Source organism: Cellulomonas fimi (assembly GCF_028583725.1).
Classification (GTDB): Bacteria; Actinomycetota; Actinomycetes; order Actinomycetales; family Cellulomonadaceae; genus Cellulomonas; species Cellulomonas fimi_B.
Window position 1 is genome coordinate 1,696,006 of record NZ_CP110680.1, and the last position, 13,869, is coordinate 1,709,874.

Here is a 13,869-nt window from a genome sequence, read left to right on the forward strand (position 1 = left end):
GCGGCGGCGTCGCGCGGCTCACCCGACCGTCGCCCACGTCTGCAGCACGCCGGCCCGCCACGACGCGAGCAGCACGAGCCCGACGGTCCCGAGCACGACGGCGGCGAGCACCGCGTCGCGGCGGTCCAGGGGCACGGGGTGCGCCACGGTGCGCGGCCCGGTCCCGAGACCCCGCTGCTCGAGCGCGATCGCGAGCCGCTCACCCTGGCGCAGGGACACCACGAGGACGGTGAACGCGGCGCGGGCGAGCGACCCGGGGTCGCGGGGGAGCGGCGCCCCGGGACGACGGCCCGGCTCCCGCACCGCCTGCGCCCGGCGCACCGTCTCCCACCGCTCGGGGAGCTGCTCGAGCACGCGGTAGCCGGCGAGCACCGCGAACGTGACCCGCGGCCCGAGCCGCGCGTGCTGGTGCAGGCTGGTCATGAGGCGTCCCGCGTCGGTCGTGAGCGTGAACGCGACGGAGAGCAGCCCCACCAGCAGCGTGCGCAGCGCGAGCGCGGTCCCGACCGACAGGCCCGTCGTCGTCACCTCGAGAGCGCCGACGCGCGCGAGGACGTCGCCCGGGCGCGTGACCGCGTTGACGGCCAGCACCGAGACGGCGAACGGCGCGAACAGCGCGAGCGCCCGCAGGACGGTCCGCGGGTCGACGCGCCCGCCGATCGCCGCGGCGGGGAGTGCGAGGAGCAGCAGGACGCCCGGCGTCCACGGGTCGACCGGCACGAGCAGCACGAGCGACACGACGGACGACACGGCGAGCTTCACGGTCGGGTTGCGGCGGTGCAGCGGCGAGTCGTGCGGGAGCGCCCGGCCGAGCGCGGGGCCGTTCATCGCGCGACCGCAGCCGTCGACAGGGGCGGGACCGACAGCCGCGGGCCGGCCGGGGCGACCGCCTCGCGCAGCGCGGCGAGCACGGTGCGGACCGGCCGGCCGGTCGTCCGGGCGGCGACGACGACGGGCGGCAGGACGAGCCCCGCGTCCGCGAGCAGGCGGTCGTCCGTGAGGACGTGCTGCGTCGGGCCGCCGCCGAGGACGCGGCCGTCACGCAGGACGACGACGTCGTCGGCGAGCTCCGCGACGAGGCGCAGGTCGTGCGTGACGACGACGACCCCGCGCCCCTCGTCGGCGAGCGCGCGCAACGCGTCCGTGCACGCCTGCGTCGTGCGGCGGTCCTGCCCGAACGTCGGCTCGTCGGCGAGCAGCACGTCGTGCCCGCACGCCGCCGCGGCGGCCAGCGACAGGCGCCGCTGCTGCCCGCCGGACAGCCGGAACGGGTCGTGCTCGGCGAGCCCGTCGAGCGCGTACCGCCCGAGCGCCGCGGCGACCACGGCCGCGACGTCGGCGCGGCGCGCGCGGCGCGGCCCCCACGCGATCTCGTCGTGCACGGTCCGCGCGAGCAGCTGGTGCTCGGGCCGCTGGAACACCGCGCCGACCGTGCCGCCGCGCACCGTGCCCGCGGCGCGCAGCAGCCCGGCGAGCGCGAGCAGCAGCGTGCTCTTGCCCGCCCCGTTGGGACCGACGACGGCGGTCACCCGGCCCGCGCGGACGTCGAGGTCGACCCCGTGCAGGACGTCGCACCCGTCGCGCCGGACGCGTACGTCACGCGCCCGGAGCACGACCGGTGCCGGGCGTCCGCCGTCGCCGTCCGGCCGCCCACCGGCCACGAGCGCGTCGAGCGACCCGACTCCCGCCGCCCGCAGCTCGACGGGCAACGGCAGGGCCAGACCGAGCCCGGCGAGCCGCGCCGCCTGCCCGGCGAGGACGTGCGTCGTCGGCCCGTCCGCCACGACGCGGCCGCCGTCGTCGAGCACGACCGTGCGGCCCGGCAGGTCGGGCAGCTCGCCGAGGCGGTGCTCGACGAGGACGCTCGACCGGTCCGGGGTCCGGGTGGCCGCGACGACCCCGGCCACGGCCCGGGCCGCGACGGGGTCGAGGAGCGCGGTGGGCTCGTCCAGGAGGAGCACGTCGGGCGCGGTCACGAGGGTCGCGGCGATCGCGACGCGCTGGGCCTCGCCGCCCGACAGGTCGGCCGTGCGACGGCCGACGAGGTGCGCGGCGCCGACGGCCCGCAGCACGGCCTCGACGCGCGCGGGGATCTCGCCGGGCGGCACCGCGCGGTTCTCGAGGCCGAACGCGACCTCGTCCCGCACGGTCGGCAGGACGAGCTGGTCGGCGGGGTCCTGCGTGAGGTACCCGGTCGACGGGTCCGCGTCGTCGGCCGGGAGCGACCGCCCGGCGACCTCGACGGTGCCTGTCACGTCGGCGTCGACGACGCGCGGCACGACGCCCGCGAGCACGCGCAGCAGCGTGCTCTTGCCCCCGCCGGACCCGCCGAGCAGCAGGACGTGCTCGCCGGGCCCGACGTCGAGGTCGACGCGGTCGAGGACCGGTCGGGCGGCTCCCGGGTAGCGGACGGTCGTGCCGCGCGTGGAGATCACCGCACGCCCGGGCTCTCGTCGACGCGCTCGTGCGCGGTGCCCGCTCCGGCGGCCGGCGCCGCGGTGGTCACCTCGTCGGCGGGGGAGCCGGTCGGCGCGACGGCCGGCACCGCCGCCGCCCGCCCGCGCCGCTCGCGGCCGAGAGCGGTGTTGTCGAGCACTCCGGTCCGCGCGAGCGCGTCGCCGACGACCCGCGCGAGCAGACCGCACAGCACGAGCCCGCTCAGGACCTGCAGCCCCAGCCGCCACGCGAACCAGTCCTGCGTGAGCCACCCGAACCGCACCGCGCCGAGCGCCGTGCTCGCGAGCCCGGCGAGCACGCCGGACAGCGCGAAGACGCCCCAGCCGTACCGGCGGTACCGGGTGAGCGCGAAGGCCGCCTCGGCACCGGCGCCCTGCACGAGCCCCACGACGAGGAGCATCGGCCCGACGGGCGACGCGAGGAACGCGACCTCGACGAACGCCGCGACGAGCTCCACGACGATCCCGACCCCGGGCTTGCGGACGATGTACGTCGCGAGCGGCGCCGCGACCATCCAGCCGCCGATGAGCACGTGCTGCGCGAGGTCGCCGAACGGCCCCATCGCGAGCTGGAGCGCGCCCCACGCCTGCACGAGCGCCCAGTACAGGAACCCGAAGACGACGGCGAGGACCGCGAGCAGGACGAGCTCCGCGAGCGTGACGCGGGCGCGTGCGGCGCTCACCGGTCGGCCCCGGCGGCGTCGGTCGTCCCGGTCGCGGCGCCGGCGGCGGGGCCGGTCGGGTCGCCGGTCGACGCCCCGGTCGGGACGCCGCTCGTGGCCGGTGTCGACGGCCCGTCGCTCCACGACGGCGAGTGCAGCGTGACCGTCACGTGCGCGACGACGTGCCGCACGTGCCGGGCCGCCGCGAGCCACGCGTCGGCGACGGCCCCGAGGACGTCGGCGAGGTCCCCGTCGAGCCGGGTGACGAAGTGCGACGCGGAGACCGTGGCGCGCGCCCGCGCGACCGCGACCGCCTGCTCGATCGCGCGCATGTGGTCGCCCGGCTGCCCGGGCGTGCCGTCGTCGAGCGGGTACAGGGCCCAGTGCGCGGCGGCCCGCAGGCCCGTGCGCGGCAGCTCGGGCGCCGCGACCGCGGACAGCACGACGTCGTCGGCGACCGTGCACGCGACCTCACCCGGGCAGCCGCGCGAGAGCTGCACGTGCGCCGCGAGGTGCGTGCCGTGCCGGCCTGCGGCGGCGAGGACGTCGTGCACGTAGCGGACGACGTCCGCCTCGGAGCCGCGCACGAGCGTCGACACGTCGTCCGTCGTGACCGTGACGCCGGTGCGGTCGGCGTGCGCGAGGGCGTCGAGGATCAGGCGCACCGCGTCGTCGGACGCGGGGTGCAGGGAGAAGCGGGCGCCGACGCCGAGGTCGGCGGCGGTCGCGGCCGGGCGTGCGGCGGCCGCGGTGAGGGGAGTGCTCATGGTGGTCCTCCGGTGGTGGCGGACCCCCGGCGAGCAGCACGAGGCCGCACGACGGCGCCCACGACCGAGGACCGGCGGGTGGCGCGACGAGGCGTCGCGTCGAGCCCGACGGACGCCGGTCGCCGACGGACGCGTCGGCGACGAGTGCCCTGCTCCCTACGCTGGTGCGAACCAGGTCAGGTTCCACGGGTCTGCGGGTGGGACGTGGTGTCCGGCCGCACTCTCAGCGCTCCTGCGCTCCCCGGGGGCTTCTGTCGCCGCCGACCGTAGCGCCCGACCGGCGTGGTCGGAACCCCGGTCCGCCCGCTGGTCGCCGGCGCGCGGGCACGCGTCCAGGGCCTCGTCCCCGGAGGGCGGGCCGACAGGGTGCCCCCGTACAGTGGGGCGCCGACCGCCGAGGGAGGACCGTGACGATCCGGAACCGCGCGCCGATCCGGCGCACGACGACCGCCGCCGCCGTCGCGGCCGTGTGCCTGGGGCTCGGTGCCGCGTGCACCGCCGACGACGGGCGGCCGGAGCCCACGACGAGCGTCTCGCCCACGCCGAGCCCGTCGGCCACGCCCGTCTCCGCGGAGGCGGTCCAGCTCACGGTGCCGGCGACGGTGCTGCCCGCCGCCACCGCCGAGACCGCGGCGCTCGAGGTCGTCCGGACGCTGGTCGCGAGCGCGCCCGTGGTCGTCCTCGCCGACGCCGCCGACGGGCCCGCGCAGGAGGCCGCGATCCGGGAGGGGGCGCGTCTCGGTGCTCCCGTGCTGCTCGCCGGACCGGGCGTGCCGCCGGACGTGCTGGCCGGTGAGCTCGACCGCCTCGGGACGCGCTGGGCGCTCACGGTCGGCGCCACGGCCCCGGTGCCGGACGGCGTCTCCGTCGTGCCCGGCGAGGCCGGCATCGCGACACCCACGGCGACAGCGGCCCCCGCCCCGACCGCCTCGACCCGCGCGGCGAGCCCGTCGGCGACCCGCTCCGCGCGCCCCGGTGCGTCGCCCGACGCGACCGGCACGGCGACGCTGCCCCGCACGAGCCCACCCGCACCCGTCGAGTCCACCGTCCTCCTGACGGGCGTGACGGCGCCGTACCCCGTCGCGGTCGCCAACGCGGCGCTCCTGGGCGTCGACGCGGTCGACGTGCCCGCGGGCGACCCCCGTGCGCTCGCGGCGACGGTCCAGGCGCTGGGGGAGCGCCGCCCGGCGCACGTCGTCGCGCTCGGGGACGGGTTCGGACCGCCCGAGCGCGTCGCCGCGCGGGTCGCGTCGGCGTCGACGGGCGTCCAGCTGCCCGGCGGGGGCCAGCTCGTCTTCCCCGGCGTGCCGGGGCAGCCCGGCAAGCGGTACGTCGCGCTGTACGGCACGCCCGGCACCGCGGCGCTCGGCGTGCTGGGCGAGCAGGACGTGCCGGCGACGGTGGCGCGCGCGCAGGGGCAGGCCGACGCGTACCGCCCGCTCACGGGTGACACGGTCGTCCCGGCGGTCGAGATCATCGCGTCGATCGCCTCGGCCGGTCCGGGCCCCGACGGGAACTACTCGCAGGAGCGGTCGGTCGACGAGCTGCGGCCGCTGGTCGACGCGGCGGGCGCCGCGGGCCAGCTCGTGATCCTCGACCTGCAGCCGGGCCGGACGGACTTCCTCACCCAGGCGCAGCTCTACACGGACCTGCTGGCGCAGCCGCACGTCGGCCTCGCGCTCGACCCCGAGTGGCGGCTGGCCCCGGACCAGGTGCACCTGCGCCAGATCGGGTCCGTCGGGGTCGACGAGGTGAACGCCGTGAGCGCGTGGCTCGCGGGCCTGACCCGCGAGCGGGCGCTGCCGCAGAAGATGTTCGTCCTGCACCAGTTCAGCCTGCGCATGATCGCCGGGCGCGAGCGTCTCGACACGTCGCACGACGAGCTCGCGACCGTCATCCACGTCGACGGCCAGGGCTCCCAGCCCGCGAAGGCGGGCACGTGGGCGACGCTGCGCAACGGCGCGCCCGCCGTGCGCTGGGGCTGGAAGAACTTCGTCGACGAGGACGTGCCGATGCTCGACCCGGTGCAGACCTACGGCGTGCAGCCCGTGCCGGACCTCGTCACGTACCAGTGACGTCGGTCACCGGGGCCGCGGCGGGGTCGGTGCCCGGGGTGCGCGCGCCGGATCCGGCGAGGTACCGGTCGAGGCCGCGCTCGCCGAGCCGCATGACGCGCGCGTGCGACGCGACGAACGCGGGGGCGAGCAGGGGCGCGCTCGCGTTCATCCACGCCCGCGTCGTGCGCACGTCCCAGACCACGTTGATGCGCGTGAGCGCGGGTCCGAGCGCGGTGAGGACGACGTCGCCGCGCCCCTCGAGGTCGCCCGACGCGCGCACCAGCACTCGCTGCCGGGCCTGCGCGGACTCGACGACGAGACCGACCCGCAGCGCGTAGCCGAGCGGGGTGCGGAACAGGAGCGTCGCCGAGCTGCCGACGAGCCCGTCGATGGGGCGCACGTCGTGCGTGCGCAGGTGCGGCCACCACCGCGGCCAGGTGAGCGCGGGGTCGGCGAGCACGTCCCAGCACCGCGCGAGCGGTGCGCCCACGCGCCAGTCGGACGTCAGGACGTAGCCGCGACGGCGCACGCGGCCGAGTCTAGGCTCGGACGCGATGAGCACCGCACCCGACGAGACGCCGGAGGGCACGGGTGCGCGCGACGACGGCGAGCGCCGCCGCGGGGGACCGTCCCCGCGCACGTGGCGCCGGGTCGCGGTCGTCGTCGCGGGGGTGCTCGTCGCCCTTGTCGTCGGGGTGACGACGGCGTCGGTCGAGCTCAGCCTCGGGCCGCACGAGGCGCGTTACGACGTGACCACCGACGACGCGGTGACCATCGACCTCGGCCCGGTCGGGACGCTGCAGATCGACTCGCCGCTTCCCCTCACGCTCGGCCTGCGCGTCACGGTGCAGGAGATCCCCGCCGCCGTCACGGAGCTCGACCAGGCGACGACGCTCCAGGCGCTCAACGGCGACCTGCGCAGCTACCTCGCGTTCTTCTCGGCCCCGCAGGCGGCCGTCGAGGACGTCGCACGGGCGCTCGTCGCCGACGCGCTCGGGCGGGCGGCGGTCACGTTCGCCCTGCTCACGGCCGCCTGGTGGCTGGGCCGGTGGGTGCTCGGCCCGGCACGCCGCGGCGAGCTCGCGGCGACCCTGCGGCCGCACGGGCGGGCGATCGCGGGCGGGACGGTCGCCGTCGTCGTGCTCGGCACGGTCCTCACCGCCAGCGTGAGCGAGCGGGACCAGCCCGACGCGTCGCGGCCCGCGTCGGCGGTCTTCGACGACACGCCGCTGGAGGGCGCCCGTGTCACGGGGCGGCTCGGCGGCGTCATCGACACGTACGGCGGGTACGTCGTCGACGCCTACCGGGAGAACCAGGCGTTCTACGCGCGGGCGCGGACGGCGCTCGACGACGCGTGGGACGCGACGCAGCCGGTGCTCGACGCACAGGACGCGCGCGCGCCCCTCACGGCGAGCCCGACGCCGTCGGGGGACGCGGACGGGGCCGACGAGGCGGAGGAGCCCGTGGTGCTCGTCGTCGTCTCCGACCTGCACTGCAACGTCGGGATGGCGCCGCTGATCGCGACGGTCGTGGAGCGTTCCGGGGCGGACGTCCTGCTCGACGCGGGCGACACGACCATGAACGGGACGGGGGTCGAGCAGTACTGCGTCACGACGTTCGCGCGCGCGGTCCCGGACGGCGTCGAGCTCGTGACCTCACCCGGCAACCACGACTCTGCGGAGACGTCGGCGGTGTACGCGCGCAGCGGCGCGCGCGTGCTCGACGGCTCGGTGGTCGAGGTCGACGGCGTGCGGATCCTGGGCGACCACGACCCGGCGCAGACACGGGTCGGGACGGGGACGACGGCGGGCGAGGAGTCGGCGCAGGACGTCGCGGAGCGGCTCACGCAGACGGCGTGCGACGACGAGGACGGCGTGGACCTGCTGCTGATCCACACGCCGCGCGTGGGCACCCCGGTGCTGACCAGCGGCTGCGTGCCCGCGCAGGTCTCGGGTCACATGCACCAGCGCATGGGCCCGGCGGTGGTCGGCCAGGGCGTCCAGTACGTGAGCTCGAGCACGGCGGGCGCGACGCTCGGCCAGCCGACGGTCGGACCGCTCAACGGCACGGCGGAGATGACGGTCCTGCGGTGGGACCCGGGCACGCGCCGCGTCGTCGACTACCAGCTCGTGCAGGTCCGGCCCGACGGTTCCGCGTCGGTGAGCCCGTGGTTGCAGTGGCCGACGCCCGCGCCCACGCCGATGCCGCGCGGCGGCGCGAATCACCCTTCACCGATGTGACCGACGTCACTTAGGGTGGGGATCGCGAGTGGGGCCATGGTCGTGGCACACCGCCTCCCCTCGCACCAGCCGAACGTGCGCTGAGGGGGGAAGGCGTGGGAGAGCAGGTGGGTGCCGCACCGGCGCGGACCCGAGGCCGTCGGGCGGCGGCCGTCGTCGCCGCCGTGCTCGCGGTCGTCGCGTCGGTGCTGCTCGGCGCGGTGCCGGCGGACGCCGCGTCCGGCCAGGACAGGCTCCTCGCGGGCGAGACGCTCGAGCCCGGCCACGGGCTCGTGTCGGCCGACGGGACGCAGACGCTCGTGGTCCAGCCCGACGGCGACCTCGGCCTGTACGACGCCGAGGGCGTGCCCCGCTGGACGGCCGGCGCGACGGTGCCGGGCGCGCGGCTGACGGTCACCGCGGAGGGCGACGTCGTCCTCGTGGCACCCGACGGCGCGACCGCGTGGAGCACCGGGACGGCCGGTGCGGCGGGCGCGGCGCTCGTCGTGCGCGACGACGGGGACCTCGTCGTCGAGGCGCCCGACGGCTCCGTCGTCTGGGAGTCCGGCACGGCCGCGCTGCCGTCGATCCTCACGCCCGGCGGCGAGCTCGGACCCGGCGAGGCGCTCACGTCGCCCGACGGCCGGCACACGCTCCAGGTCCTCGACGACGGCGACGTCGTGCTGCTCGGGCCCGACGCGTCGACGCGGTGGTCCGCCGGCACGCACGAGCCGGGCTCGTCGCTCGTGCTGCGCGAGGACGGCAACCTCGTCGTCGCCGACCCGGACGGCCGCCGGTGGTGGCGCAGCCGCACCGCGGGGCACCCGGGCGCGACGCTCGTCGTGCAGGACGACGGCGACGTCGTGCTGTGGGACCCGGACGGCACGCCGCTGTGGTCGTCGCAGACGGCGATCGGGCCGGCGCGGCTCGACGCCGGGGCGCCGCTCGCGACCGGCCAGGACCTCGGGTCGCCGGACGGGCGGCTGCGGCTGCGGCTCGACGAGTCGGCGCTCGCGCTCACCTACGACGGGCGCGTGGTGTGGTCGGCGCCCACGGCGACCGGGCCGGGCGCGCGGCTGCTCGTCCAGGACGACGGGAACCTCGTGCTGTCCGGCGCGGACGGGACGCCGCTGTGGTCGACGGCCACCGCGGGCGGTCCGGGGTCGTCCCTGCGTCTCGAGGACGGGGCGGTCCTGCTGCTCGCGGCGACGGGCCAGGAGCTGTGGCGCGTCGACGTCCCCGCCGAGCTGCTCGTGCGCCGCGCGGAGCTGGCCACCGACTGCACCACGGTCGACGCGCCGGTCGCGGAGACGGACACGGTCGTCACGACGACCGGCGTGCGCGTGCACCCGTGCCTCGCGGCCGCGGTCGACGAGCTGATCCTCGCGGCGCGGGCCGACGGCATCGACCTGCACGCGTGGGGCTGGCGCAGCGGGGAGCAGCAGATCGCGCTGCGGGCGAAGAACTGCGGGGCGTCGGGCGTGTGCTACCCGCCGACCGCGCCGCCGGGGACGTCGCGGCACGAGCGCGGGCTCGCGCTCGACTTCACGGTCGGCGGCGGCGTCGTGCAGCGCGGGTCCGCCGCGCACCTGTGGCTGATCGAGCACGCGCCGGCGGCCGGGCTGGAGAACCTGCCGAGCGAGGCGTGGCACTGGAGCGTCGACGGGTGGTGACGGCGCGGGCGCGCGCGCCGCGCGCCCTACGCTGGTCGCCGTGAGCAGCCAGCCGACGCCCCCGTTGACCGCGGTGACGCAGGACTACCTCAAGGTGGTGTGGTCGGCGCAGGAGTGGTCGACGCAGCCGGTCACGACCAAGATGCTCGCCGCGCGCCTGGGCGTCGGGGCGTCCACCGTGTCGGAGACCGTGCGCCGCCTCGCCGACACGGGGTACCTGACGCACCAGCCCTACGGCGCCGTCGAGCTCACGGCCGAGGGTCGGCGGCACGCGCTCGCGATGGTGCGCCGGCACCGGCTCGTCGAGACGTTCCTCGTCGAGGTGCTGGGCTACGGCTGGGACGAGGTCCACGACGAGGCCGAGGTGCTCGAGCACGCGGTGTCCGACCTGTTCGTCGAGCGCATCGACGCGCAGCTCGGCCACCCGCGCCGCGACCCGCACGGCGACCCGATCCCCGGTCCCGACGGGTCGCTCGACACGCCCGAGGCGCGCGTGCTGTGGGAGGCCGAGCCCGGCCGGTGGGCCGTGGCGCGCATCTCCGACGCCGACCCCGAGCTGTTGCGCTACGTCGAGTCCGTCGGGCTCGTGCTCGACGCGCCCGTCGAGGTCGTCGAGCGGCGGACGGTCGCGGGCGTCGTCTCCGTCCGGGCGGGCGAGGGGCCCGACGCGGGCGGCGTCGACCTCGGGGAGGTCGCGGCCCGGGCGATCTGGCTGGTCGCGCAGTCCTGACCCGCCGGCGGTCCACCGCCGTGGCGCGCGGACGGTGACGCGCCGCACGGGTGTGCGGGCGGCGCCGTCGGCCGGCGGTGACGTAGGCTCGGAGCACATCCCGGAGCTGACGACGGCGTGACTCCGCCCCTGTGTCGAATCGATTCGTTCGGAGGACCGCCGTGGTTCTGACGCCCGCGCGCACCCGCGCCGCGCTGCTCGCGCTCGCGCTCGGCGGCTTCGGCATCGGGACCACCGAGTTCGCGACGATGGGGCTGCTGCCCGAGATCGCCGCGGACCTCGGCGTCTCCATCCCGACCGCGGGCCACGCGATCACCGCCTACGCGCTCGGGGTCGTCGCGGGCGCGCCCGTCCTCGCCGCGCTCGGCGCACGTGCGGACCGGCGCCGCCTGCTGCTCGTCCTCATGGTCGCGTTCACGGTCGGCAACGTGCTGTCCGCGTTCGCGCCGACCGCCGAGACGCTCGTCCTCGCCCGGTTCGTCGCGGGCCTGCCGCACGGCGCGTTCTTCGGCGTCGGCGCCGTGATGGGGACGGCCGTGGTCGGGCCAGAGCGCCGCGGTCGCGCGGTCGCGTCGATGATGGCCGGACTCACCGTCGCGTGCGCGGTCGGCGTCCCGCTGAGCGCGGTCGTCGGCACCGCCGTCGGCTGGCGCTGGGCGTTCGTCGGCGTGGGCGTCCTCGGGATCCTCACGCTCGCGGCGCTGCGGGCCTGGACGCCGACGCTGCCGCCGCTGCCCGGCGCGACCGTCCGCACCGAGCTCGCCGCACTCCGCAACCGGCGGCTCTGGATCGCGTTCGGTGCCGGTGCCGTGGGCTTCGGCGGCATGTTCGCCGTGTACTCCTACGTCAAGCCGCTGCTCACCGAGGTGACGGGTCTCGACGTCGGCGCGGTGCCCCTGGTCCTCGCGCTGTACGGCGTCGGCATGACCGCGGGCACGCTGCTCGGCGGACGGCTCGCCGACCGGTCGGTCCTCGGGACGGTCGTCGGAGGCATGGTCGCGACGATCGTCGTGCTCGTCGCGATCGCGCTCGTCGGCGCGTACCCGGTGCCGGCCGTCGCCGCGATCGTCATGCTCGGTGTCACGTCGCAGGTGCTCGGGCTGTCGCTGCAGACGCGGCTCATGGACGTGTCGCCCGCGGCGCCGTCGCTCGGGGCCGCGCTCTGCCACTCGGCGCTCAACCTCGGCAACGCCGCCGGCGCGTTCTTCGGCGGTCTCGTGATCGCCGCCGGGCTGGGCTACCTCGCGCCCGCGTGGGTGGGCGCAGGGCTCACCGCGCTCGGCCTGCTCGTCGTGCTCACGGTCGGTCGGTCGGCACCCCCGGCCGCGCCCGCCGAGGCCGTCGCCCGCGGGACGTCAGCGCCGGCGGCGCGTGCCGAAGAGGGTGCGCGTGATCTCGCGCCCGAGCTGAGTGCCCGCTGACCGCAGGAACGAGTCGAGCGGGTCCGACGACGACCGCGACGACCGTCTCGGCGCCGGCCGCTCGCGCGCGGCCTCCCGCTCGCGGCGCGCCGCCTCCTTCTCCGCGGCGGCCCGCTCCTTCTCCGCCGCGGCCTGCTCGCGCGCGGCCGCCCGGTCGGCCTCCGCGCGCTCCAGCCGCGCGGTCAGCAGCTCGGCCGCCGACTCCCGGTCGACCGTGACCCCGTACCGGGTCGCCGCGGGAGACGCCGCGACGAGGCTCGCGACCGTCGACCCGGGGGCCGCGTCCATCGACGCGCGCGGTGCGAGCAGCCGCGTCCACGCCACGGGTGTCGGCGCGCCGCGCTCGCCCAGCACGGTGACGACCGCCTCGCCCGTCGCGAGGTCCTGCAGGACGCGCTCCAGGTCGTACGTCGACGTCGGGTAGGTGCGCGCGGCGGCCCGCAACGCCTTCGCGTCGTCCGGGGTGAACGCGCGCAGCGCGTGCTGCACGCGGCTGCCGAGCTGGCCGAGCACGTCGGGCGGGACGTCCTTCGGGCTCTGCGTCACGAAGACGATCCCCACGCCCTTGGACCGGATGAGCCGCACCGTCCGCACGACCTGCGCGAGGAAGTCGTCGGACGCGTCGGCGAACAGCAGGTGCGCCTCGTCGAAGAAGAACACCAGGCGCGGCTTCTCGGGGTCGCCCACCTCCGGCAGCACCTCGAACAGCTCCGCCAGCAGCCACATGAGGAACGTCGAGAATAGCGCCGGGCGGTCCTGCACGCCCGGCAGCTCGAGCGCCGACACCACGCCCCGCCCGTCGGCGGCGGTCCGCAGCAGGTCCTCGACCTCGAACGCGGGCTCGCCGAAGAACGCGTCGGCGCCCTGCCCCTGCAGCGCGACGATCTCCCGCAGGATCACGCCGGCCGTCGCCTTCGACAGCCCGCCGATGCCCTCGAGCTCCGCCTTCCCGTCCTCCGACGTCAGCCACTGCAGCGCGGCGCGCAGGTCCGCCAGGTCGAGCAGCGCGAGCCCCTGCTGGTCCGCCCAGTGGAAGACGAGCCCCAGGCTCGACTCCTGCGTCGCGTTGAGCCCGAGCACCTTCGCCAGCAGCAGCGGCCCGAAGTCCGTCACGGTCGTCCGGACCGGGACCCCCTGCCCGAGGCCGCCCAGCGCGTACAGCTCGACCGGGAACGACGCCGGCGACCAGTCCTGGCCCAGCGCGCGCGTCCGCTCCGTCAGCCGGTCGGACGCCGCGCCCGCGACCGCGAGGCCCGTCAGGTCGCCCTTGACGTCGGCGACGAACGTCGGGACGCCCGCCGACGACAGCTGCTCGGCCATGAGCTGCAGCGTGCGCGTCTTGCCCGTGCCCGTGGCACCCGCGACGAGCGCGTGCCGGTTCAGCAGCCCCAGGGGCACGCCGACGCGCGCCGACGGCACCGGGGTGCCGTTCTCGACGAGCACGCCGAGGTCGAGCGTCGGCCCCGTGAACGTGTAGCCCTCGCGGACCGCGCGCACGCGTTCCGGCTCCGTGTCCGGCTCGACGTCCGGCGGTGCGGCGGGACCGGGACCGGCCGCGGGGGTCGCGTCCGCCGTGTCGACGCCCACCGGTGACGCGTCCGGTGGGCGAGCGTCCGTGGGCGCCGCGGCCGTCGCGGTCGGAGGGGCGGCCGGTGGGGTCGTCGTCGTCCCGGGGCCCTGACCGGCCGCGGCGCGCAGCGCGGCGACCTCGGCCTCCAACGCCTGCGCCTCGGCGCGTGCGGCCGCCGCCTCGAGCCGTGCCGCCTCCGCGGCCGCGCGGGCGGCCTCCGCCTCGACCGCGGCGAGCCGCGCGACGTCCGGGGTGTCGCCCATGGCGCGATCGTAGGAGCGGCACCGTCGCGCCGCAGGCGGAGGAAGGTCGCG

At 77.4% G+C, this 13,869-nt stretch carries 11 protein-coding genes and 1 riboswitch; of the genes, 5 read left to right on the forward strand and 6 right to left on the reverse strand.

Annotation, left to right across the window (positions count from 1 at the left end):
• Positions 1-18: 18 nt before the first annotated feature.
• Genes OOT42_RS07755 through OOT42_RS07770 form a run of 4 tightly spaced genes read right to left on the reverse strand, consistent with a single transcriptional unit; the run spans position 19 to position 3,885 of the window.
• Positions 19-828, reverse strand: a complete 810-nt coding sequence (locus OOT42_RS07755; RefSeq protein ID WP_273654297.1) for an energy-coupling factor transporter transmembrane component T family protein — start codon at positions 826-828, stop codon at positions 19-21.
• A complete protein-coding gene (locus OOT42_RS07760) occupies positions 825-2,435 on the reverse strand; it encodes an ABC transporter ATP-binding protein (RefSeq protein WP_273654298.1) in 1,611 nt (536 codons plus the stop codon). Before OOT42_RS07760 ends, OOT42_RS07755 begins: the two co-directional genes overlap by 4 nt.
• A complete protein-coding gene (locus tag OOT42_RS07765; RefSeq protein ID WP_273654299.1) occupies positions 2,432-3,139 on the reverse strand; it encodes an ECF transporter S component in 708 nt (235 codons plus the stop codon). The genes OOT42_RS07760 and OOT42_RS07765 overlap by 4 nt, the downstream gene beginning before the upstream one ends.
• The gene (locus tag OOT42_RS07770; protein ID WP_273654300.1) at positions 3,136-3,885 is read right to left on the reverse strand and encodes a YkoF family thiamine/hydroxymethylpyrimidine-binding protein; all 750 of its coding nucleotides are present in this window, start codon (positions 3,883-3,885) and stop codon (positions 3,136-3,138) included. Before OOT42_RS07770 ends, OOT42_RS07765 begins: the two co-directional genes overlap by 4 nt.
• A 134-nt stretch (positions 3,886-4,019) precedes the next feature.
• A riboswitch (TPP riboswitch) is annotated at positions 4,020-4,139 on the reverse strand.
• Positions 4,140-4,292: 153 nt separating this feature from the next.
• Between OOT42_RS07770 and OOT42_RS07775 the strand changes: the two genes are divergently transcribed.
• Complete coding sequence (locus tag OOT42_RS07775) at positions 4,293-5,960, forward strand: hypothetical protein (RefSeq protein WP_273654301.1); 1,668 nt, start codon at positions 4,293-4,295, stop codon at positions 5,958-5,960.
• Here OOT42_RS07775 and OOT42_RS07780 read toward each other — a convergent pair.
• Complete coding sequence (locus OOT42_RS07780) at positions 5,947-6,471, reverse strand: hypothetical protein (RefSeq protein WP_273654302.1); 525 nt, start codon at positions 6,469-6,471, stop codon at positions 5,947-5,949. The two genes, OOT42_RS07775 and OOT42_RS07780, sit on opposite strands and share 14 nt — an antisense overlap.
• Positions 6,472-6,496: 25 nt before the next feature.
• Between OOT42_RS07780 and OOT42_RS07785 the strand changes: the two genes are divergently transcribed.
• From OOT42_RS07785 to OOT42_RS07800, 4 genes are all read left to right on the forward strand, one after another.
• Positions 6,497-8,182, forward strand: a complete 1,686-nt coding sequence (locus tag OOT42_RS07785; protein ID WP_273654303.1) for a metallophosphoesterase family protein — start codon at positions 6,497-6,499, stop codon at positions 8,180-8,182.
• Positions 8,183-8,277: 95 nt separating this feature from the next.
• Positions 8,278-9,834: a D-alanyl-D-alanine carboxypeptidase family protein gene (locus tag OOT42_RS07790; protein WP_273654304.1), complete on the forward strand. Its 1,557-nt coding sequence runs from the start codon at positions 8,278-8,280 to the stop codon at positions 9,832-9,834.
• Positions 9,835-9,874: 40 nt separating this feature from the next.
• Complete coding sequence (locus OOT42_RS07795) at positions 9,875-10,564, forward strand: metal-dependent transcriptional regulator (RefSeq protein WP_273654305.1); 690 nt, start codon at positions 9,875-9,877, stop codon at positions 10,562-10,564.
• A 161-nt stretch (positions 10,565-10,725) separates the two neighbouring features.
• Entirely contained in the window at positions 10,726-11,985 is a 1,260-nt protein-coding gene (locus tag OOT42_RS07800; protein ID WP_273654306.1) for an MFS transporter, read from the forward strand.
• Here OOT42_RS07800 and OOT42_RS07805 read toward each other — a convergent pair.
• Positions 11,920-13,818 carry a helicase HerA-like domain-containing protein gene (locus tag OOT42_RS07805; protein ID WP_273654307.1) on the reverse strand — a complete coding sequence of 633 codons (1,899 nt, stop codon included), beginning with the start codon at positions 13,816-13,818 and terminating at the stop codon, positions 11,920-11,922. The two genes, OOT42_RS07800 and OOT42_RS07805, sit on opposite strands and share 66 nt — an antisense overlap.
• Positions 13,819-13,869 lie beyond the last annotated feature (51 nt).